This window comes from Devosia sediminis (genome assembly GCF_016411825.1).
Lineage (GTDB): Bacteria > Pseudomonadota > Alphaproteobacteria > Rhizobiales > Devosiaceae > Devosia > Devosia sediminis.
Window position 1 is genome coordinate 439668 of record NZ_JAEKMH010000003.1, and the last position, 20195, is coordinate 459862.

Annotated in this window: 17 protein-coding genes; 14 read left to right on the forward strand and 3 right to left on the reverse strand. The window is 64.7% G+C overall.

Annotated features, from left to right (window positions below; translation table 11 throughout):
- Nucleotides 1-8 precede the first annotated feature (8 nt).
- From JEQ47_RS15245 to JEQ47_RS15255, 3 genes are all read left to right on the forward strand, one after another.
- Nucleotides 9-971: an ATP-binding cassette domain-containing protein gene (locus JEQ47_RS15245; RefSeq protein WP_198877260.1), complete on the forward strand. Its 963-nt coding sequence runs from the start codon at nt 9-11 to the stop codon at nt 969-971.
- A 13-nt stretch (nt 972-984) separates the two neighbouring features.
- Nucleotides 985-1737, forward strand: coding sequence for an ABC transporter permease (locus JEQ47_RS15250; protein WP_198877261.1), 753 nt, complete (start codon nt 985-987; stop codon nt 1735-1737).
- A 138-nt stretch (nt 1738-1875) separates the two neighbouring features.
- The gene (locus JEQ47_RS15255) at nt 1876-4155 is read left to right on the forward strand and encodes an ATP-binding cassette domain-containing protein (protein ID WP_236020890.1); all 2280 of its coding nucleotides are present in this window, start codon (nt 1876-1878) and stop codon (nt 4153-4155) included.
- Nucleotides 4156-4827: 672 nt separating this feature from the next.
- Here the strand turns inward: JEQ47_RS15255 and JEQ47_RS15260 are convergent.
- Nucleotides 4828-5709: a helix-turn-helix domain-containing protein gene (locus tag JEQ47_RS15260; RefSeq protein ID WP_198877262.1), complete on the reverse strand. Its 882-nt coding sequence runs from the start codon at nt 5707-5709 to the stop codon at nt 4828-4830.
- A 164-nt stretch (nt 5710-5873) separates the two neighbouring features.
- Here JEQ47_RS15260 and JEQ47_RS15265 point away from each other — a divergent pair, with 164 nt between their 5' ends.
- The 7 genes from JEQ47_RS15265 (at nt 5874) to JEQ47_RS15295 (ending at nt 12719) form a co-directional block, all read left to right on the forward strand.
- Entirely contained in the window at nt 5874-7103 is a 1230-nt protein-coding gene (locus JEQ47_RS15265) for an amino acid ABC transporter substrate-binding protein (protein WP_198877263.1), read from the forward strand.
- 139 nt (nt 7104-7242) lie between these two features.
- On the forward strand, nt 7243-8115 hold the full coding sequence (locus JEQ47_RS15270) for a branched-chain amino acid ABC transporter permease (RefSeq protein ID WP_198877264.1): 873 nt from the start codon (nt 7243-7245) through the stop codon (nt 8113-8115).
- A complete protein-coding gene (locus tag JEQ47_RS15275) occupies nt 8112-9044 on the forward strand; it encodes a branched-chain amino acid ABC transporter permease (protein WP_198877265.1) in 933 nt (310 codons plus the stop codon). Before JEQ47_RS15270 ends, JEQ47_RS15275 begins: the two co-directional genes overlap by 4 nt.
- Entirely contained in the window at nt 9044-9772 is a 729-nt protein-coding gene (locus JEQ47_RS15280) for an ABC transporter ATP-binding protein (protein ID WP_198877266.1), read from the forward strand. The genes JEQ47_RS15275 and JEQ47_RS15280 overlap by 1 nt, the downstream gene beginning before the upstream one ends.
- Nucleotides 9765-10481, forward strand: a complete 717-nt coding sequence (locus JEQ47_RS15285; protein ID WP_198877267.1) for an ABC transporter ATP-binding protein — start codon at nt 9765-9767, stop codon at nt 10479-10481. The genes JEQ47_RS15280 and JEQ47_RS15285 overlap by 8 nt, the downstream gene beginning before the upstream one ends.
- A gap of 25 nt (nt 10482-10506) precedes the next feature.
- Nucleotides 10507-11958 carry an aldehyde dehydrogenase gene (locus tag JEQ47_RS15290; protein WP_198877268.1) on the forward strand — a complete coding sequence of 484 codons (1452 nt, stop codon included), beginning with the start codon at nt 10507-10509 and terminating at the stop codon, nt 11956-11958.
- Nucleotides 11959-11960: 2 nt separating this feature from the next.
- On the forward strand, nt 11961-12719 hold the full coding sequence (locus JEQ47_RS15295) for an SDR family NAD(P)-dependent oxidoreductase (protein ID WP_198877269.1): 759 nt from the start codon (nt 11961-11963) through the stop codon (nt 12717-12719).
- Between the two features lie 343 nt (nt 12720-13062).
- On the opposite strand, the gene JEQ47_RS15300 is transcribed toward JEQ47_RS15295, so the two are convergent.
- Nucleotides 13063-13596, reverse strand: coding sequence for a 2,4'-dihydroxyacetophenone dioxygenase family protein (locus tag JEQ47_RS15300; protein WP_198877270.1), 534 nt, complete (start codon nt 13594-13596; stop codon nt 13063-13065).
- A gap of 28 nt (nt 13597-13624) precedes the next feature.
- Nucleotides 13625-15328 carry a thiamine pyrophosphate-requiring protein gene (locus JEQ47_RS15305; RefSeq protein WP_198877271.1) on the reverse strand — a complete coding sequence of 568 codons (1704 nt, stop codon included), beginning with the start codon at nt 15326-15328 and terminating at the stop codon, nt 13625-13627.
- A gap of 179 nt (nt 15329-15507) precedes the next feature.
- On the opposite strand from JEQ47_RS15305, the gene JEQ47_RS15310 reads away from it, so the two are divergent.
- Genes JEQ47_RS15310 through JEQ47_RS15325 form a run of 4 tightly spaced genes read left to right on the forward strand, consistent with a single transcriptional unit; the run spans nt 15508 to nt 20194 of the window.
- Nucleotides 15508-16275 carry an IclR family transcriptional regulator gene (locus JEQ47_RS15310; protein ID WP_198877272.1) on the forward strand — a complete coding sequence of 256 codons (768 nt, stop codon included), beginning with the start codon at nt 15508-15510 and terminating at the stop codon, nt 16273-16275.
- A 58-nt stretch (nt 16276-16333) separates the two neighbouring features.
- The gene (locus tag JEQ47_RS15315; protein ID WP_198877273.1) at nt 16334-18190 is read left to right on the forward strand and encodes a feruloyl-CoA synthase; all 1857 of its coding nucleotides are present in this window, start codon (nt 16334-16336) and stop codon (nt 18188-18190) included.
- A gap of 1 nt (nt 18191) precedes the next feature.
- Nucleotides 18192-19433: a thiolase family protein gene (locus tag JEQ47_RS15320; RefSeq protein WP_198877274.1), complete on the forward strand. Its 1242-nt coding sequence runs from the start codon at nt 18192-18194 to the stop codon at nt 19431-19433.
- Nucleotides 19433-20194, forward strand: a complete 762-nt coding sequence (locus tag JEQ47_RS15325; RefSeq protein WP_198877376.1) for an SDR family NAD(P)-dependent oxidoreductase — start codon at nt 19433-19435, stop codon at nt 20192-20194. Before JEQ47_RS15320 ends, JEQ47_RS15325 begins: the two co-directional genes overlap by 1 nt.
- The last annotated feature ends 1 nt before the right edge of the window (nt 20195 follow it).

A 20195-nucleotide genomic window follows, 5' to 3' on the forward strand; every position in this document is an offset into this window, starting at 1 on the left:
AGTTGAGAATGATCCATGCACGTGACCTGGCGCGCAGTTTCAAGACCAAGGCGGGGCCGGTCGAGGCGGTCAAGGGACTGAGCCTCGACGTCGCCGAGGGAGAACTGGTGGCCTTCCTGGGCCCCAATGGCGCCGGCAAATCCACCTCGGTGCGCATGCTTACCACCCTGCTGCCGCCCTCCTCGGGCAGCGCCATGGTCGCCGGCTGCGACATCGCCCGCGATCCGGCCGGGGTGCGCAAGCGCATCGGCTATGTCGGGCAGGGGAGCGGCGCCGGGCAATATTACAAGCTGCGCGACGAGTTGCTCACCCAGGGCGCCGCCATGCGCATGCATCCGGCCGACGCGAAAAGGCGCGCCGATGCGCTGATCGATATGCTGGAGCTGACCGGCATGGAGGATCGCATCGGCACGACGCTCTCTGGCGGGCAGAAGCGGCGGCTCGACGTGGCGCTGGGGCTGATGCATTCGCCGACGCTGCTGTTCCTCGACGAACCTTCCACCGGGCTCGATCCGCATAGCCGCGCCAATCTCTGGGAGCATGTCTTAAAACTCCGGCGCGAGACGGGCATGACCATTTTCCTCACCACCCATTATCTCGAAGAGGCCGACACCATGGCCGAGCGGGTGATGGTCATGGACAATGGCCAGCTCATTGCCGACGACACGCCGGCGCGTTTGAAGGCCAATCTCGCGGGTGACCGCATCACCATTGGCCTTGCCAATTCCGATGCCGCGAAGGCCGCCGAACTGGCGCAGAACCTGCCCCAGGCCCGTGAGGTCGCGGTCGGCGACAGCCGCGTCGAGGTAACGGTAGGCGAGGGCGAAGCCCTGCTGCCCGAATTCATCCGGCGCCTGCATGAGGTCGGGGTCGACATTGCCAGTGCCAATGTGCGCCGCCCCACCCTCGACGACGTTTTCCTTGGTTTGACCGGCCGTACGCTGCGCGAAGCGCAGGGCAGCGTGGCCTGAAGGAGCGACAGCAATGGATTTCCTCTACGACGTGAAGACCAGCTTCGTCCGCGAGATGAAGCCGCTGATCTCGGGCTGGGTGTGGCTCGCCTTCGGCCTCGTGCAGCCGCTGCTCTATATCGGCCTCTTCGTGCCGCTCCTGGGCGATGTCGGCGGCGCCGGCGTTTCGCCGCTGCAATGGTTCATCCCCGGCATGATGGTGATGCTGACCCTCTTCGGCACCGCCATGGTTGGCTGGAGCCTCACCGAGGAACTGCTGTCCGGCGTGCTCGAACGGTTCCTCGCCACGCCGATGTCGCGGCCGGCGCTGCTGATGGGCCGGGCGCTGAAAGAGATGTTCCCGCTGTTCTTCCAGGCCGTGGTGATGATCGTCATCGCCATCCCCTTTGGCCTCAGGATTTATGCCGTTGAAATGCTCTATGGCCTCGTGCTGCTCGGCCTCTTCGGCGTCGGGGTCGCGGCCCTGTCCTATGCGCTGGCCATTGCCGCCAAGAACAATACCTCGCTCTTTTACATGGTCAGCCAGTCCGTGGCCCTGCCGCTGATGCTGCTGGGCGGGGTGCTGTTGCCGCTCGAAAGCGGCCCGGCCTGGCTCTATGTCGCGTCCCGGTTCAATCCGCTGACCTATCTCATCGAGGCGGAGCGGGCGCTGTTCATGGGCGAGCTGTTCAGCACGACCGTGCTTTATGGCACGCTGGTCGTGGCAGCCACCCTCGTCATCGGCCTTGCAATCGGCGGCAGCGCCATCCGCAAGGCGAGTATCTAGGGCCGCTGATAAAATTGGACCTCCCCAAAGGCGTCACCACCCGGCTCGGCCGGGTGGTCCATGCCGCGGGGAGGTGGATTGCCCGGTCAAGCCGGGCAATGACGAAGGAAATGAAGACCCGTCGAGTTGGACGGGGACATGACGAGGTCGGGAGACGACATGCAGGACGATCTTTATGGCGCCATTGTCATCAGAGGGGCGCGCGAGAACAATTTGAAGAATGTCTCGCTCGATATTCCCAAGCGGCGCATCACTGTGTTTACCGGCGTCTCCGGCTCGGGAAAGTCGTCGCTGGTCTTCGGCACCATCGCGGCTGAATCGCAGCGGCTGATCAACGAGACCTATCCGGCCTTCGTGCAGCAATTCATGCCCAGCTATGGCCAGCCCGATGCCGACCAGCTCGAAAATATCTCGGCGGCCATCATCGTCGACCAGCAGAGGCTCGGCGGCAATTCGCGCTCGACCGTGGCGACGGTGACAGATGCGGCGCAGATGCTGCGCGTGCTGTTTTCGCGTCTGGCGGAACCCAAGCTCGGTCCGCCGGGGCTTTATTCCTACAACGATCCACGCGGCAAGTGCCCCGACTGCGAAGGCATTGGCCAGGTCGCGGCCATGGACATGTCGGCTGTGGTGGATGAGAGCAAGTCGCTCAACGAGGGCGCGCTGCTGCCCAAGGATTTCGCCCGCGAAAGCTGGTGGTGGGAAATCTTCGCCAATTCCGGCCTCTTCGACATGGACAAGCCGGTCAAGGATTATACCGAGGAAGAGCGGCACAACCTCTTCCACCTCAATGACGGGCGCAAGATCAAGGTCGGCAAGATCGGCCTCACCTATGAGGGCGTGGTCTCGCGGTTGAAATCCGGGCTCGGCTCGAAGGATCCCGAAAGCCTGCAGCCCCATGTGCTGCGCGAATACGAGAAGATCTTTACCCGGGCCGTCTGTCCCGCCTGCCACGGCACCCGCCTCAATGCGGCAGCGCGCGGCAGCCTCGTCAACGGCAAATCCATTGCCGAGCTTTCGGCCATGCAGGTATCCGATCTCGCCGTCTTCATCCGCGCGCTTCAGGCGCCGCAGGTCGGCCCGATGCTCGAGGCGCTGGCGCTGCGGCTCGAAAACCTCGTCACCATCGGGCTTGGTTATTTGAGCCTCGATCGCGAAAGCTCGACCCTTTCGGGCGGTGAATCGCAGCGCGTGAAGATGGTGCGGCATCTTGGGTCGTCGCTCACCGACATCACTTACGTCTTCGACGAGCCTTCGGTCGGCCTTCATCCGCATGATGTGGGGAGCCTCGCCACGCTGATGACGCAGCTCCGCGACAAGGGCAATACGGTACTGATCGTCGAGCACAAGCCCGACATGATTGCCATTGCCGACCATGTGGTCGACATGGGCCCGCTGGCCGGATCGCGCGGCGGCGAAGTCGTCTATGAGGGTGATTTTCAGGGACTGCTGTCCTCGGGCACGCTGACCGGCAAGCACATGATGAAGCACCAGGCGATCAAGACACACGTGCGCCAGCCCGCAGGCGAGCCGCTGCGGATCGAGCACGGCACGATCAACAATCTGCAGGATGTGAGCGTCGACATTCCGCGTGGCGTGCTGACGGTGGTGAGCGGTGTCGCCGGATCGGGCAAATCCAGCCTGATCCAGGGGTGCCTGCCCAAGGCCTATCCCGAAACCATCATTATCGACCAGAACCTGGCGCGCGGCTCGCGCCGGTCCAACACCGCCACCTATACCGGCATTCTCGATGGCGTGCGCAAGGCCTTCGCCAAGGAGAATGGGGTGGAGGCCGCGCTGTTTTCCGCCAATTCCAAGGGCGCCTGTCCGGACTGCAACGGCCTCGGCGTCATCTATACCGATCTCGCCCATCTCGATCCGATGGTGACCACCTGCGAAACCTGCGAAGGCAAGCGCTTCCTGCCCGAAGTGCTGGAACATAAGCTGCGCGGCAAGTCGATCAGCGATGTCTACGAGATGAGCATCGAGGAGGCCGCCACCTATTTCACCGAGGCGCCGCTCAAGAAGATCGTCCAGGGCCTGGTCGATGTCGGCCTCGGCTATCTCACCCTCGGTCAGCCGCTCTCGACCCTCTCGGGTGGTGAAAGGCAGCGCCTGAAACTCGCGGCGGAGCTGGGCAGACAGGGCAATATCTACGTGCTCGACGAACCGACAACGGGCCTGCACATGAATGACGTGGATACGCTGATCGGCCTTTTCGACCGGCTGGTGGACGCCGGCTCGACCGTCATCGTCATCGAGCACAATCTCGATGTCATTTCGCGGGCGGATTGGGTGATCGATATGGGACCGGGCGCCGGACACGACGGCGGCACGGTGCAGTTCGAAGGCGTGCCCGGGGAGTTGGTCAAAGCCAAAGGGTCGTTGACAGGGCAGTATTTGGCGCGACGCACCTGAACCCTGCACCCCTGTTCATCGTCACCACCGAGCTTGTCCCGCTGGTCCATCTTCTGTCGCCGCATGGATTGCCCGGTCAAGCCGGGCAATGACGAAGTGTGGGAGGGGCGGAGAGGAATTACGGCCTCCCAACCCACCGCACCGCCCTCGGGCTTGACCCGAGGGCCGCTCGTCACACCCGCAAGGTTCCTGTTCTGAGTGGTCCTCGGGTCAAGCCCGAGGACGGCACGGTGGATGGGAATGTCGCGGCGCACCTGAACCGTGCAACCCTTGTTCATCGTCACCACCGGGCTTGTCCCGGTGGTCCATCTTGCTTTGCGGCATGGATTGCCCGGTCAAGCCGGGCAATGACGAAGGATGGGAGGGGCCGGTGTGAATGAAGCCCTTCCAAACTCACCGTCCCGCCCTCGGGCTCGACCCGAGTACAGCACGGTGGATGGGCTTATTTTGGAGAATTGGCTCCTTCCCACCCTCCGCCTTGAGGGGAGGGTAGCGGCGCTAGACCGGTACGGTCGTAGCAAAGCTGGGGAGGGGGTGTCGAAGCCTGGACGGCTCGCAGCCTCTCGGATGAACTCACCACCCCACCCTAGTTGCGCTAGGCTGCTCCGCAGCCAGCTTCACTACCCTCCTCTCAAGGGGGAGGGTGGATGGAGCCGCGATAGCAATATCAACCTAGGGCCAGGCCGCATACGATCCCCCATCCCGCACCTGGTTGATCGCCGCATCGAGCCGGTACTGTCGCGGCGATTTTCCGCTGAGGCGCTTGAAAAAACGGGAAAAATAGGCGGGGTCGTCGAAGCCGAGATGGGCCGAGACTTCCGAAATCTGCAGGCCGGAATTTTCCATCATCTGCCGCGCTTCGGCAAAGAGGCGGGCATGGATCAGCGCCAGGGGCGTCTGCCCGGTGGCGCGCTGCACGGCGCTGGTCAGCCGGTCGACACTGACGCCCAGATAGCGCGCATAGCTGGCCACCGTCCAATGGCTGCGCATCTGCAGGTCGACGGTGGACAGGAAGTTGCTGACAATAGTCCGCGGCGCGGGGCGGGCCTGTGCCGGCGCCAGGTCGGAACTGCGCCAGAGGAGGATTGCGACGATGGCGAGCTGGTGCCGCACCATGTCCTCCGAGCCCGAGGCGCTGGCACGCAATTCCTCGGTCATGAGGGCAAAGAGCGTGGCGAGGCGCGCCGCCACGTCGCGCTCGATGCGGGTGCCCAGTTGCGGGCGAAGCGCGAAGCGGCGCATGTCTTCGGCCATGTGGCCGGGAAGGGCAATCTGCCCGAGGGCCGCGTCCGATATGGTGAGCCAGGCGCCGCGCGACCCGGCCAGCAGCATCAGCTCGGCCCGCTGCCCGGCGGGAATCCAGATGAGGTTGGGAGCCTGCAACGGCGTCGCCTCCGCGCCGGTCATCACTGTGCCCGAGCCGGCAATAAGCACAAAGACGCAGTTCTGGCCGCCCGGCAGGGTCCAGCGGGCGGTATCGAGCGTAGTGGAAATGACCTGCCCATCAAGCTCGCGCGCCAGCTCCACGATCGGCCGAAGGCTGCTGTTATTCATTTAGCGCATTTCCCTCCATCACTGCGGTAAAAGTACAAGTTTCTCCGCAAAAAGTCTATTCGTGATTGGCCGTTTCCGCATGTAGCGTTGGTCCAGTAGCCGGAGAACAGTCGAAGACGTCCCGGCTTGGCTGGCCCGCTTGGAGGGCCCAGAGGAGGAACCCAATGACTGTGTTTTCCCGCAGGTCCGTCCTGCGCGCCATCGGCCTTGCCGCGACCCTGCTGGCCGGCGTCGGCACTGCCGCCGTTTCCGCTCAGGACCGCACCTCGGTCAAGATCGGCTATGCCATTTCCAAGACCGGTGCCAATGCCGGCGGCGCCGGCATCACCACGCTGCCCAATTATCAGCTCTGGGTGCACGAGGTGAACGAAGCCGGCGGCCTCGAAATGCCCGATGGCAGCCGCCTCCCCATCGAAGTGCTCGAATATGACGACCGCTCTTCCTCCGAGGAAGTGGTGCGCGCCGTCGAGCGCCTCGCAACCCAGGACCAGGTCGATTTCATCCTCGTGCCCTGGGGCACGGGCTTCAACCTGGCGGTGGCACCGCTGTTCGATCGCTTCGGCTATCCCCAGCTCGCGGTGTCGGCCGTGACCGACAAGGCCCCCGAATTCGTCCAGCGCTGGAAGAAGAGTTTCTGGCTGCTCGGCGGCGGCCATGACTATACCGAGGCGCTCTCGAAAATCCTGCTCGACCAGCAGGCCGCCGGCACCATCAACGGCGATGTCGCGGTGATCTCGGTGGCCGACGGTTTTGGTATCGACCTCATCACCGCGGCCCGCCAGTCCTTTGCCGATGCCGGGCTCAATATGGTCTACGATGTGACCTATCCGGTCGGCACCACCGACTTCACGCCCATGCTCAACGAAGCCGCCGCTTCGGGCGCCGACACCTTCGTCGCCTTCTCCTATCCGCCCGACACTTTCGCCCTGACCCAGCAGGCCCAGGTCGCGGCCTTCAATCCCAAGGTGCTCTACCTCGGCGTCGGCACCGGCTTCCCGGTCTACCAAGCCAATAATGGCGACAAGATCGAAGGCATCATGAGCCTCGGCGGCATCGACGTGAACAATGAAGCGGTTATGGACTACCGCGCCCGCCACGAGGAATTCATCGGCCAGGCGCCGGACTGGTGGGGTTCGGTGATCACCTATGCGAGCCTGCAGATGCTCGAAGAGGCGATCAAGCGCCATGGTCTCGACCGCGAGGCAGTCTCCGCGGAATTGTCCACCGGCACGTTCGACACGGTGCTGGGCGAAACCAAGCTCGAGGACAACCAGCTCCGCCAGCTCTGGTTCGGCGGCCAGTGGCAGAACGGCAATTTCGTCGCCGTGGCCCCGTCCGACCGCGAAGGCGCCTCGGCCCCGATCCTGCCCAAGGCCCCCTGGCCGGCGCAGTAATATACCTTATACCCCCACCCCACCCCTCCCCCTGATAGGGGGAGGGAGCCAAGCCGGTGCATCTCTTCTCCTCATCCACCTTCTTCAGGGGGAGGTCGGGTGGGGGTGATCCTGGCCGACGGCAGCGGAGAAGGACAAAATGCTCTCGACACTGATAACCGGGCTGGTGCTGGGCGGCACCTATGCGCTGGTTGCCATGGGGCTGACGCTTCAATACGGCATCTCGCGCATCATGAACCTCGCCTATGGCGAGACGCTGATTTTCGCCGCCTTTGCCGCCTTCCTGCTGTTCACCACCTTCGGCATCAACCCGATCCTCGGGCTGGTCATCATTCTGCCCGTGGCCTTTGCAGTGGGCTATGTGATCTACGGCGTGATGATGCAGCCGCTGGTCACCCGCTCGAAAAAGAGCGGCACGCTGGAAGTGGATTCGATCCTCGCCACCTTTGGCCTCTTATTCGTCATCCAGGGCGTCATGCTGGTCGCCTTCGGCTCGAACTATACGAGTTACAATTATCTCAATGTCGGCATCAACGTGCTGGGAGCCAATATCGCCGCCAACAGGCTCCTGGCCTTTGCCCTTGCCGTTATCATCGGCGCGACCCTGTTCTATGTGCTGACCCGCACCCGCTGGGGCACGACGATCCGCGCCATTGCGGTCAATCCCAATGCCGCGCCGCTGGTGGGCATCGACGTCAACCGGACGGCCCGCTTCGCCTTCGCTTTGGGCACCATGCTGGCCGCCTCGGGCGGCGTGATGATCTCGATGTACCAGACCTTCAACGCCTCGATGGGCGTGGTCTTCACCATGAAGGCGCTGGTCATCGTCATCATGGGGGGCCTCGGCAACCTCATGGGCGCGCTGGTGGCGGGGCTGCTGCTGGGCGTCGTCGAAACACTGGTGGCCACCTATGTCGATCCGGGCCTGACGCTCGCCGCCACCTATCTCATCTTCCTCGCCGTGCTCCTCTGGAAGCCTGCGGGTCTCTTCGGAAAGGCTGCCGGACGATGACCCGCACCATTCTTGGTTTCGCTCTGGTGGCCCTCGGCCTTGCCGCTCTCGCCTGGCTGCCGACCCAGGTCGGCGCCTATGGCGTGGGGCTGCTGCTCGGCATGACCGGCTATGTCGTCCTCGCCAGCGCATGGGCGCTGTTCTCCGGTCCCACGCGCTATGTGTCGCTGGCGACGGTCGCCTTCTTCGGCATCGGCGCCTATACGGTCGCGGTATTGAGCGAGACGCTGCCCTATTGGGCGGTGCTGCTGGTGGCCGCCGGCATCGGCCTCGCCGTGGCGCTGGTCGTCGGGCTCGCGACGCTTCGTCTCGCCGGGGTCTATTTCGTGATCTTCACCTTCGGCTTGGCTGAACTCATCCGCCAGCTCGTCACCTGGTACGAGGTCAATGTCACCGGCACGCTGGGCCGCTACATTTTTCTGCCCATCAGCCCCGAACAGATCTACTGGCAATTGCTGGCACTGGCCGCCCTGACCATCGGCATCGGCTGGCTGATTGCCCGATCGCGGCTCGGGCTGGCGCTCAAGGTCATCGGCGATGACGAAACTGTCGCCGCCCATACCGGCATCGATATATCAGGCGTAAAACTGGCGCTTTTCGCGGTCAGCGCCACCATCATCACCCTGGTGGGCGCCATCCAGGCGCCACGTTGGACCTATGTCGAGCCGTCCATCGTCTTCAACCCGACGATCTCCTTCCTGACGCTGATCATGGCCCTCCTGGGCGGCGCCAACCGGCTCTGGGGTCCGGCGCTCGGGGCGATCCCGCTGTTCCTCCTGTTCGAATGGCTCAGCGCCAATTTCCCCTCCCACTATTCGATCATCCTGGGGCTCATGTTCATCGCCATCGTCTTCGTGGTACCGCGCGGCGTCCTGGCCGGGGTCGAGGACCTCTGGAAACGCCTCAGGCGCAAGGGGGAGGCCGCCTGATGACCACGCTTCTCAAAATCCAGAACCTCAAAAAGCAGTTCGGTGGTTTGACCGCCGTCAACGATGTCAGCTTTTCGGTGGCCGAAGGCGAAACGGTTGCCCTCCTGGGCCCCAATGGCTCGGGCAAGACCACCGTCATCAACATGATCTCGGGTGCCTTTGCGCCGACCTCGGGGCGCATCGTGCTGGCGGGCGAGAACATTGCCGGGCTCGCACCCAATCGCATTGCCCACAAGGGCATCGCCCGGACCTTCCAGCTGGTTCGCATCCTGCCTTCGCTTTCGGTGGCCGAGAACGTCATGGCGGCTTTGGCATTCCGGCCGAACCATCTGTGGGGCACCGAGGCCCGCGACCGGGCGGAACACCTGCTGCTCGAGGTTGGGCTGGGCGGTCGTGGCCACGAACATGCCAACGACCTCACCTATATCGACCAGAAGCGCATGGAGCTGGCCCGGGCGCTGGCCGCCGAGCCGCGGCTCTTGCTTCTCGACGAGTGGCTCTCCGGCCTCAACCCGACCGAGCTGGGGGTCGGCATCGACCTCATCACCTCGCTGGGGCAACGTGGCATGACCATCCTCCTGGTCGAGCACATCATGGAAGCGGTGCGCGCGCTCTGCAGCCGCGCCGTGGTCATGAATGTCGGCACCAAGATCGCCGATGGGCCGACGGCGGATGTGCTGGCCGACCCGGCCGTGATCGTCGCTTACCTGGGAGACGGCCATGCTTGAAATCGGCAACCTCTCGCTGCGCTATGGACGGCACCTGGCACTCAACCAGGTCTCGCTGCGCATCGCCGAAGGCGAAACCGTGGTCATCCTCGGGGCCAATGGCGCCGGAAAATCCTCGCTGCTCAAGGCCATTGCCGGCCTTGCGCGGACGGAAGCGGGGTCTGTCGTGACCCTGGACGGACAATCGATCCTGGGCACCAAGGCTCATCTCATCCCCGAGGCCGGCATTGCGCTGGTGCCGGAGGGACGAGGCGTCTTTGGTGACCTGACAGTCGAGGAAAACCTCACCCTTGGCGCCAATCCCAAGCGGGCCCGTGCCGGCGAGAGCAGCCGTCACGCCCTGATCTACGATCTGTTCCCCCGGCTCGCCGAACGCAAGAGCCAGCTCGTGCGCACCATGTCGGGCGGCGAGCAGCAGATGGTGGCCATCGGGCGGGCGCTGATGAGCAATCCGCGCTTCCTGATGCTGGACGAGCCCAGCCTCGGGCTGGCGCCAATCGTCGTCACCGAATTGTTCGGCGCCTTGCGGCGCGTCAAGCAAACCGGCGTCGGCCTCTTGCTTGTCGAACAGAATGTGTCGATCTCCCTCTCGATTTCCGATCGCGGCTACCTCATGGAGGCCGGGCGCATCACCGGCGAGAATTCGGCCGAGGCGCTCCGCACCGACAAGGCCGTGCAACAGGCATTTCTGGGCGGCTCAGCCGCCTGATCAAGGACAATAAAGGAGAAGAGCCATGGACCAGTTGGGCCTGCTCATTGCCAACCAAGACCAGAAGGCAACCGGCGGCGGGGTGTTCGAGCGCCTCAACCCGATCTCGGGCGAAGTGGCCACGCGCGCCGCTGCGGCCACGGTGGACGATGCACAACGCGCGGCTGACGCCGCAGCGGCCGCCTTCCCTGCCTGGTCGAAGACCACGCCCAAGGAGCGCCGCAAAATCCTGCTCAAGGCGGCCGACCTGCTGGAGGAAAAGGGGCCACTCTTCGTGGCTGCCATGGGTGCCGAAATCGGTGCCACGGCCGGCTGGGCCATGTTCAACGTGATGCTGGCCGCCGACATGCTGCGCGAGGCGGCCAGCCTCGTCACCCAGATCAAGGGCGAGATCGTGCCCTCCAACCGCCCCGGCTCCACCGCCATGGCCGTGCGCCAGCCGGCCGGCGTGGTGCTGGCCATGGCGCCCTGGAATGCCCCCGTCATTCTCGGCGTGCGCTCGCTGGCGACGCCCCTGGCATGCGGCAATACGGTGGTGATGAAGACGTCCGAGCTTTGCCCGCGCACCCATCGGCTGATTGTCGAAACATTGCTCGAAGCGGGCCTGCCCACCGGCGCGCTGAATGCCGTTTCCAATGCCCCGCAGGACGCCAGCGAAATCGTCGAGGCACTGATCGCCCATCCGGCGGTGCGCCGCGTCAACTTCACCGGCTCCACCCGCGTCGGCCGCATCATCGCCGAAAAGGCCGGGCGGCATCTCAAACCCGCTTTGCTCGAACTCGGCGGCAAGGCCCCCTTCATCGTGCTGGATGACGCCGACCTCGACGAGGCCGTCGCGGCGGCGGCTTTCGGCGCCTACATGAACCAGGGCCAGATCTGCATGTCGACCGAGCGCATCGTCGTCGACAATACGGTTGCCGATGCCTTTGTCGAAAAGCTCGCCGCCAAAGCCGCGACACTGGTCGCCGGCGACCCGGTGAAGGGCCAGACCCCGCTTGGTTCGGTGGTGGACCAGACGGCCGCCACTCGCCTCGAACAACTGGTCAAGGATGCCGTCGCCAAGGGCGCGGTCCTGGCCGCCGGCGGCAAGATCGAGGGCACGCTGGTCGACGCCACCCTGCTCGACAAGGTGGCCCCCTCGATGCGCATCTATGCCGAGGAATCCTTCGGCCCCGTGGTGACCGTGGTCCGCGTCGGCTCGGTGGACGAGGCGGTGCGGGTGGCCAATGACACCGAATATGGCCTCTCCTCGGCCGTCTTCGGCAAGGACGTCAACCGTGCACTGGCCGTGGCCCGCCGCATCGAAAGCGGCATCTGCCACGTCAACGGCCCCACCGTCCATGACGAGGCGCAGATGCCGTTCGGCGGCGTCAAAGCCTCGGGCTATGGACGCTTTGGCGGCAATTGGGGCATTGCCGAATTCACCGAACTGCGCTGGGTCACGGTGCAGGACGGCCACATCCACTATCCGATCTGACCATGGGTCTGCTCGACGGAAAGGTCTGCGTCGTCACTGGCGGCGCAGGCTCGATTGGCAGCGCTGCGGCAAAACTGATGCTGGCGGAGGGGGCGAAACTCGTCCTTTCCGATCTCGATCTGGTGGCGCTGGAAAAGGCGCGGGATAGTCTGCCCGACGGAGCAGTTGAACTGGTCGCTGCTGATGTCTCGCGTCCCGAGGATGTCGCGGCTTTGGCGGCCCGCACCCTCGAGCGCTTCGGCGCCGTCGACGTGGTGTTTTCCAATGCCGGCAATTTCGGCACCGTCGCGCCCATTGCCGACTATCCGCTCGACACATTCGAGGCGGTCCATGCCGTGCATGTGCGCGGGGCTTTTCTCATGGCGCAGTCGTTTACCCCACACATGCGCGCGGGCGGCAGCTTCGTCATCACCTCGAGCGTCGCCGCGACGCGTGGCGATCCGGGCGTCTATGCCTATATATCAGCCAAGCACGCCCAGGTGGGGCTGATGCGGTGCCTCGCCAAGGAACTGGCGCCGCGCAATATCCGCGTCAACACCGTCCATCCCGGCCCCATCGACAATGATTTCCAGTTGCGGGTCGAGCAGGGTCTCGGCGCCGAGATCGGCCGCGACGGGACCGAATTTTTCAATGACATGATCCCCATGGGCCGGCATGGCAGCGCCGAGGAGGTGGCCAAGGCCGTGCTGTTCCTCGCCTCGGACATGTCGAGTTTTACGACCGGGTCGATGCTCATGGCCGATGGCGGCATGAGCGCCTGAAACTCCGCCGACAAGAGCGTATACGAGAGGCCCTGCAGGCGTCCACCTGTGCGGCCTTTTTCTTAGAAAAGAACCCCCACCCTTGATCCTTCTCACCTCAAGGCTCTCCACCGGAGAGCCTTGCCCTGTGGGACGGATCGAAGCCCACAAGGGGGAGGGAGACGATGAACACAGGCGCTGCGGCCCTGCGCCTCCCTCCCCTTGATGGGGAGGGAATGAGGGTGGGGTGACAGCACCCCCACCTAACCTCCCCCTGAAACAGGGGGAGGGACCGATCGTGCATGGAGACCCCTTTCTGCTCCTCCCCTGAAACAGGGGGAGGCCGGGTGGGGGTGCTGTATGCCTACCGGAACAGCGAATTCACATAGTCCGCCCCAATCCCCACCTTGTCATAGTGTTCGCGGCACATGGCGATGTAGTTATGGACGTCGAAAAAGCCGTTGGGTTCGCCGTTCTCGTCGAGCCAGATCAAGGGGCCGGTGACGGTGAAGAACACACGCATCGGCTCCTCGTGCTCATAGGCCACCAGCGTATGACCTTCGCCCGGCGTCTCGTAGACGAAGTCGCCTTTGGTGGCGGTCCAGTCGTGTTCCAGATAGCCCCACTTGCCTGAAAGCGTCAGTGCAAAGACTTCGTGCGGATGGTAGTGGCGGTTCACCAGCCCCGCCTTCTTGGCCATGAGGATATCGCACCACTTGTTCTGCGTCGGTGAAATCCACAAGGGTCGCGACGAGACGGTCTCGGTGAAGGGCACGTAATAGCGCTCGTCCTCGGTAGGCGCATTGGCGAGATACACTTCGGGCAAGGCGTCGGGCTGGAACACCTTGGTGATGGGCTTCAGATCCTTCCAGAATTCATTTGTCGCAATTTCGGGCATGGGGCCTCCTCTTATAAAAATCTGCGCTTCAGTTGCGCATGGTGACGTCAAGCAGCGCGAGCGTGCGCTTCTCGGCGATATGGGCGAGGGCTGCGGGCAGCGCCTTGGCGAGTTCGATTGCTGTCTCGACCTTGCGCGCAAAGGCGCGGCTGGCGCGGGCCACCTGCACGAAGTCCGGGCCGGGACTGAGGGCCGTCAGCGGCATCTGGTTGGCCTTGGCGGCATAACCATCGGGATAGATGTCGGTCACTGAATGGCGCACGGCAGCCCATTCATTGTTGTTCATGACGATCAGCAGCAGGGGCAGTTCCAGCGCCTCTGATATCTGGTGGCAGGCGACCGGATTGGCGAACATGTAGGAGCCGTCGCCCATGGTGGCGACGACCAGGCGGTCGCGGTCGGCCAGTTGCATGCCGAGCGCCGCCGGAAACGACCAGCCGAGGCCCCCGGCATGCGGCTCCTGATACCAGGCCTGATGATGGGTGAGGGTCATGGCGCCCATCGGGCAGCCGCGCTCGGAGAGCAGAATGGCATCCCGCCCGGCAATCGCTTCGGATACCGCCTTGGCCACATAGTCGGCGCTCATCACCCCGTCGCGGCCGGTTTCGGCGCGGGCCAGGGCCGCCTGACGCATCTGCGCATTACGCGCGGTGATGTCGCCGCGCCGTGCCTCGATGGCTGGGCCGGGCTGCAGCCTGGCAAGCGCCTCGCTGAGCGCCAGAATGGCTTCAGGCAGTTCGCTGGCGATGGAGAGGTCCGAACGAAAGTTGCGGATCGGCGTCCGGGCCTTCAGCGGATCGGGGCCTATATGGATGATCATGGCGTCGTCGCGCGCCGCATGCGCCTGCTGCGACCAGGGCGCCAGGCTATCGAGCACGATGACCAGATCGGCTCGCTCCAATAGGTCCTTGGGATTGGCCCCGGCATGCATGGCGTGGTCGGTGGGCAGAGCGAGTTGCACGGCCCAATATTGGCAGACCGGAATGGCCCAGCTTGTGACGAGGTCGGACAGCGCCGCAAAGGCTTCCGCCGACCCGGCGCCGTGCTGGGCGAAGATCACGGGGAATTGGGCGGCGGCGATGCGCTGGGCCAGGGACTCGATCTGCGCCGCCGAGGCGGAAATCCCGGCCGGCTGCATGGCGAGCGGCCGGCCGATATCGGCCCCATCATAGGGCTCGCACAAGACCTCGCGCGGCAGGCTGACATAGACCGGGCCCTTGGGCGTCGAATTGGCGATCGCAAAGGCGCGGTCGGCAAGCTCCCCCACCTGTTCGGGAAAACGCAATTCGTAATCCCATTTGCTGGCCTCGCGCACCAGGGCGGTCTGGTCGCGCATTTCCTGGCCCCAGCCGATGGGCACGGTGCGGGCGCCGAAGCGGCCGGCCTCGGTGACCGGCGTGCGGCCGGAAAACAGCAGCACAGGCACATTCTCGACCGCCGCATTGATGGCGCCGATAGCACAATTGGCGAGGCCGACATTGGTATGGGCCATCACCACCTGCGCCCGGCCGGTAGCGAGATAATAGCCGTGTGCCATGCCCATGGCCGCACCCTCATGCGGCATGACCAGGGCCTGCGGCAGCGGCACGCTTTTCGCGGCGGCCTCGGCAAGACCCTCGATGATCGGCGGAAAATCGGTGCCGGAATTGGCGAAGATATAATCGATGCCGATGGTCTTGAGCCGGGCCAGCAATGCGCCGCCGGCCGTGAGGGTTGGGCTGTCGTGCTTCATTTTATCTATTATAGTTCAATAAATTCCGCTAAAAGCGTGTATGCGGTGACCGCGCCTGTCAAGCGAGGGTGGAAAGCCCGGTTTTTCGCGGATTTCGCGATGCCCGATCCAGAGGGGCGGCGACGAAGCAGGATGTGTGGCTGAGGGCGCCTATCTATATTTGAGAAGTGGAGGGCGCGTTGGCGCAGCAGCTCAACAATTCGGTGGCGCGGGCTTTTGATATTCTCCGCCTGCTCGGGCGCGGGCGGCCGCGCATCGGGGTGGCCGATGTGACGCGGGAACTAGGGCTCAATGCCATCACCGCCCACCGGTTTTTGAAGACGCTGGAGGCAGAGGGGGCGCTGGTGCAGGTCGCCAAGGGCAGCTATCGGCTCGGCTATGCGCTGGTTGATCTGGGCGATCGGGCGCGCGACGAGGACCGGCTGGGCCAGTGGTTGCAGCCGATGCTCGACGACCTGACGGCCGATCTCGGCGAAGCCAGCATGGCCACGATTTATCAGGCGGGCATGGTGGTCTGCATCGCCCGTGCCATGCCGCCGCGCAGCCTGTCGGTGGATATCCGCGTGGGCGATCGGCTGGAGGCCTATTGCACGGCGCATGGCAAGCTCTGGCTGGCCCATGTCAGCCCCAGCGAACGCAGCCGCTATCTCAAATCCACGCCGCTCGATGCCCTGACCGGGCGCACCATTACCCACCGTGCCCAGCTTGAGGACGAGATCGCGGCGATAGGCGCGCGGGGCCATTCCTATAATCTGGGCGAGCGCGAGGACGGCATCACGGCGGTGGCCGTGCCGGTGAAAACCGATGGCGGGCGCATGGTCGCGGGCCTTTCCATGTTCGGACCCTCGTCGCGCATCGACCGCGCGGCGCTGGACCGGGCCTTGGTGCGGCTTGACGCTGCGGCGCGGGAGGCTGCGCTGCTGCTCTATGGGCGGCGGCTGGTCTGACCCCGCTTGCTCTCGATATAGTTATAGCGCATAACTAAGTTCGTGAGGGAGGAAACTCATGAATATGACGCCACCGATCCGTCCGGTGCGGCTGGGCAGCATGGCGGCCAAAGCCGAACATCGCGGCGACGGCACGACCATCATCCGGCCCGAGGAAGCGCTGGGCGTCTATCCGCGCTCCATCGTCGATGGGCTGGAGGCCTGGGCCGAAAAGACGCCGGATGCGCTGCTGATCGCCGATCGCGATGGCGAGGAGTGGCGCAGGCTGAGCTATGCCGACGTCCTGGCGCGGATCCCGCCGCTCGCGCAGGCCCTGCTCGATGCCGGTCTCAGCCCGGAGCGGCCGCTGCTGATCCTGTCGGGCAACGAGATCGAGCATTTCCTGCTCGGCATGGCCGCCATCTGGGTCGGTATTCCCTACGCGCCGGTTTCGCCAAGCTATTCGCTGCTGTCGAGCGATTTCGGCAAGCTCCGGCACATTGCCGGGCTGCTCACACCGGGCATGATCTATGCCAGCGATGGCGAAAAGTTCGCGCCGGCGATCGATGCCGTCTTTGGCGACGACGTTCCGCTCATCGTGCGGGCGAGGCCGATCGCGGGCAGGGCGGTCAGCCTATTCGATGACCTGCTCGCGACGCCGGTCACCGCTGATGTGGCCAGGGCGCATCAAGCGATCACGCCGGATACGGTTGCAAAAGTGCTGTTCACCTCGGGCTCCACGGGCCTGCCCAAGGGCGTCATCACCACCAACCGCATGATGGCCTGCAACCAGCAGATGATCCGCCAGGCGCTGGCATTCCTCGAAGACGAGCCGCCGGTGCTGCTCGACTGGATGCCGTGGAACCACGTGGCCGGCGGCAGCCACAATATCGGCATCGCCCTCTATAATGGCGGCAGCTTCTATATCGACGATGGCGTGCCGACGCCCGCGGGCATCGGCCGGACCCTGCGCAACCTGCGTGACGTGCAGCCGACCATTTCCACCAATGTGCCCAAGGCCTACGAGTTTCTGGTTGCCGCCTTCGACACCGACCCCGAAGTGCGGCGCAACTTCTTCGCCAGGCTCAAAATCCTGCAATATGCCGGCGCCAGCCTCTCCCAGCATGTGTTCGACGGGCTCGACCGGTCTGCCCGGGCGGAGCTGGGGCAAAGGGTGATGATCATCACCGGCTATGGCTCGACCGAAACCGCGCCCTTTGCCTTCACCACCACCTGGCCGGTGACCGAGGCGGGGCATATCGGCCTGCCGGCAGCGGGCATGGAAGTCAAACTCGTGCCCAATGGCGAAAAGACCGAGATCCGTTTGAAGGGGCCCAATGTCACGCCGGGCTACTGGCGCGACGCCGAAAAGACTGCCGAAGCTTTCGACGAAGACGGGTTTTATCGGATCGGTGATGCAGTGCGCCGAGCCGACCCGGATGATCTGGGCAAGGGCCTGGTATTCGATGGCCGGGTGGCCGAGGATTTCAAGCTTTCGACCGGCACCTGGGTCAATTTCGCCGCGGTGCGCGCGTCGGTGATCCGGATCTGCGCTCCGCTGATCCGCGATGTGGTGCTGACCGGTGCCGACGACAATTTCATCGGCGTGCTGATTTTTCCCGATCTTGGCGCCTGCGCCCGCCATGCCGGGCTATCGGCGGAGACGGGCAGCGAAACCGTTCTGGCGCATCCCGCCGTGCGCGAGAAGTTCGCCGCGAGCCTCGATGCACTGGCAGCCCAATCGACCGGCAGCTCGACCCATGTAGCACGGGCGCTGGTCATGGCCGACCTGCCCGATATCGACAAGGGCGAGGTCACGGACAAGGGTTCGATCAACCAGCGCGCAGTGCGCACGCATCGCGCGCATCTGGTGGCGCGGCTCCATGCCGAAACGCCCGATGCCGACATTCTCATTCTCTCCCGGAAAGGCGGCTGACATGAGCCAGGGCCTGCGCCTCACCTTCGACGACGCCTACCTGCTCGGCGGGGCGCGTACCCCATTCGTGGATTATCGCGGTGCCTTTGCCGAGATTTCGCCCATCGATCTCGGTATTGCAGCGGCGCGCGCTGCCATCGCCAGGACTGACGTTAAAGCCGCCGATATCGGCCACACCATTGCCGGGTCGATGGCGCAGGCCTCGTTCGACGCCTTCATGACGCCGCGCCATATCGGGCTTTATGCCGGCGCGCCCACCGAGGCGCCGGCGCATCTGGTGCAGCGCATCTGCGGCACCGGGCTCGAGGTCATCGCCCAGGCGGCGGATTCGGTGGCGCTCGGCCGTGTCGAACTGGCGCTGGCCGTCGGCACCGAGTCGATGAGCCGCAATCCCATCGCCGCCTATACCCACCGCAATGGCTTTGCCATGGGCAAGGTCGAGTTCAAGGACTTCCTCTGGGAGGCGCTCTACGATCCGGCCGGCTGCGTCACTATGGGCGATACGGCGGAGAACTTGGCGAAGAAGTACGGTATTTCGCGCGAGCGGGTGGACCGCTATGCCGAGCGCAGTTTTGCGCGCGCCATCGCCGCGCGCGATGCCGGGTTTCTCGCTGAAGAGATCGTGCCGGTGACCAGCGAAGTCTTCGAAATGGACGGCATCGACAAGCGCGGCATTCGCCTGCCGCGCGGCGTGGACAGTGTCGAGGCCGACAGCCATATCCGCCCTTCGCCCTATGAGGTGCTGGCCAAGCTGCGCCCCGCTTTTGGCGGGGTGCAGACCGGGGGCAATTCCTCGGCCATCGTCGATGGTGCCGGGGCGGTGCTTGTCGCATCGTCGGCCTATGCCAGGGGCAATGGGCACAAGCCACTCGCCCGCATTCTTGCGTCCGCCGCCGTGGGCGTTCCGCCGCAGATCATGGGCATCGGTCCGGCGCCGGCCATCCGCGCGGTGCTGGAGACGGCAGGCATGACGCTGCACCAGATCGACCGCGTGGAAATCAACGAGGCCTTCGGCGCGCAGGTGCTTGCTTGCGTCGAGGAACTGGGGCTCGACGAGACAAAACTCAACGTCAATGGCGGAGCCATCGCGATAGGCCACCCGTTGGGCGCGACGGGCATTCGCCTCGGCCTCACCCTGGCCCTGGAACTCAAGCGCTCCGGCACCCGCTACGGCATTGCCTCGGCCTGTATCGGCGGGGGCCAGGGCATTGCCCTTCTCATCGAAAATCCGGAGGCGGCGTGATGGAGATCGCGGGGAAAACGGCCTTCATCACCGGCGGTGCATCCGGCCTCGGTGCGGCAACCGCGCGTACCCTCGCGGAGTCAGGCGCCAGGGTCGGCATCTTTGACCGCGACGCTGCCAGAGGGGAGGCCATCGCCGCCGAACTCGGCGGCAAGTTCTTTGCCGTCGATGTCTCCGACGCCATCAGCGCCGAGGCGGCAGTCGCAACAGCCATCGACGCGCTGGGGCCACCCTCGGTTCTCGTCTGCTGCGCCGGCATCGGCACGGCTGGACGCATTGTCGGGCGCGACGGGCCGATGGACCTTGCGGCCTTCCAAAAGGTCATCAACGTCAACCTGGTCGGCAGCTTTAACATGATGCGGCTCTGCGCCCATGCCATGTCGCTGGCCGAACCCGATGCAGCCGGCCAGCGCGGCGTCATTATCTCCACCGCCTCGGTCGCCGCCTATGAAGGCCAGATCGGGCAGGCGGCCTATGCCGCTTCCAAAGGTGGGATCGTGTCGCTGACCTTGCCGGCGGCGCGCGAATTTTCCCGCCTCGGCATTCGCGTCCTCGCCATTGCGCCTGGCCTCTTCCTGACGCCTCTGCTCGAAGGCCTGCCCGAGGAAGCCAGGGAGGGCCTTGCCGCCGCCATTCCCAATCCGCCGCGGCTCGGCCGGCCGGACGAGTTCGCGGCTTTGGTCAAGGCCATGGTCGAGAACGATTACCTCAATGGCGAAGTGGTGCGGCTCGACGGCGCCCTGCGCATGCAGCCCAGATAGG

Coding starts and splice junctions, on each gene's coding strand:
- JEQ47_RS15245 (WP_198877260.1), top strand. CDS start 9: ATGATCCATGCACGTGACCTGGCGCGCAGTTTCAAGACCAAGGCGGGG.
- JEQ47_RS15250 (WP_198877261.1), top strand. CDS start 985: ATGGATTTCCTCTACGACGTGAAGACCAGCTTCGTCCGCGAGATGAAG.
- JEQ47_RS15255 (WP_236020890.1), top strand. CDS start 1,876: ATGACGAGGTCGGGAGACGACATGCAGGACGATCTTTATGGCGCCATT.
- JEQ47_RS15260 (WP_198877262.1), bottom strand. CDS start 5,709: ATGAATAACAGCAGCCTTCGGCCGATCGTGGAGCTGGCGCGCGAGCTT.
- JEQ47_RS15265 (WP_198877263.1), top strand. CDS start 5,874: ATGACTGTGTTTTCCCGCAGGTCCGTCCTGCGCGCCATCGGCCTTGCC.
- JEQ47_RS15270 (WP_198877264.1), top strand. CDS start 7,243: ATGCTCTCGACACTGATAACCGGGCTGGTGCTGGGCGGCACCTATGCG.
- JEQ47_RS15275 (WP_198877265.1), top strand. CDS start 8,112: ATGACCCGCACCATTCTTGGTTTCGCTCTGGTGGCCCTCGGCCTTGCC.
- JEQ47_RS15280 (WP_198877266.1), top strand. CDS start 9,044: ATGACCACGCTTCTCAAAATCCAGAACCTCAAAAAGCAGTTCGGTGGT.
- JEQ47_RS15285 (WP_198877267.1), top strand. CDS start 9,765: ATGCTTGAAATCGGCAACCTCTCGCTGCGCTATGGACGGCACCTGGCA.
- JEQ47_RS15290 (WP_198877268.1), top strand. CDS start 10,507: ATGGACCAGTTGGGCCTGCTCATTGCCAACCAAGACCAGAAGGCAACC.
- JEQ47_RS15295 (WP_198877269.1), top strand. CDS start 11,961: ATGGGTCTGCTCGACGGAAAGGTCTGCGTCGTCACTGGCGGCGCAGGC.
- JEQ47_RS15300 (WP_198877270.1), bottom strand. CDS start 13,596: ATGCCCGAAATTGCGACAAATGAATTCTGGAAGGATCTGAAGCCCATC.
- JEQ47_RS15305 (WP_198877271.1), bottom strand. CDS start 15,328: ATGAAGCACGACAGCCCAACCCTCACGGCCGGCGGCGCATTGCTGGCC.
- JEQ47_RS15315 (WP_198877273.1), top strand. CDS start 16,334: ATGAATATGACGCCACCGATCCGTCCGGTGCGGCTGGGCAGCATGGCG.
- JEQ47_RS15320 (WP_198877274.1), top strand. CDS start 18,192: ATGAGCCAGGGCCTGCGCCTCACCTTCGACGACGCCTACCTGCTCGGC.
- JEQ47_RS15325 (WP_198877376.1), top strand. CDS start 19,433: ATGGAGATCGCGGGGAAAACGGCCTTCATCACCGGCGGTGCATCCGGC.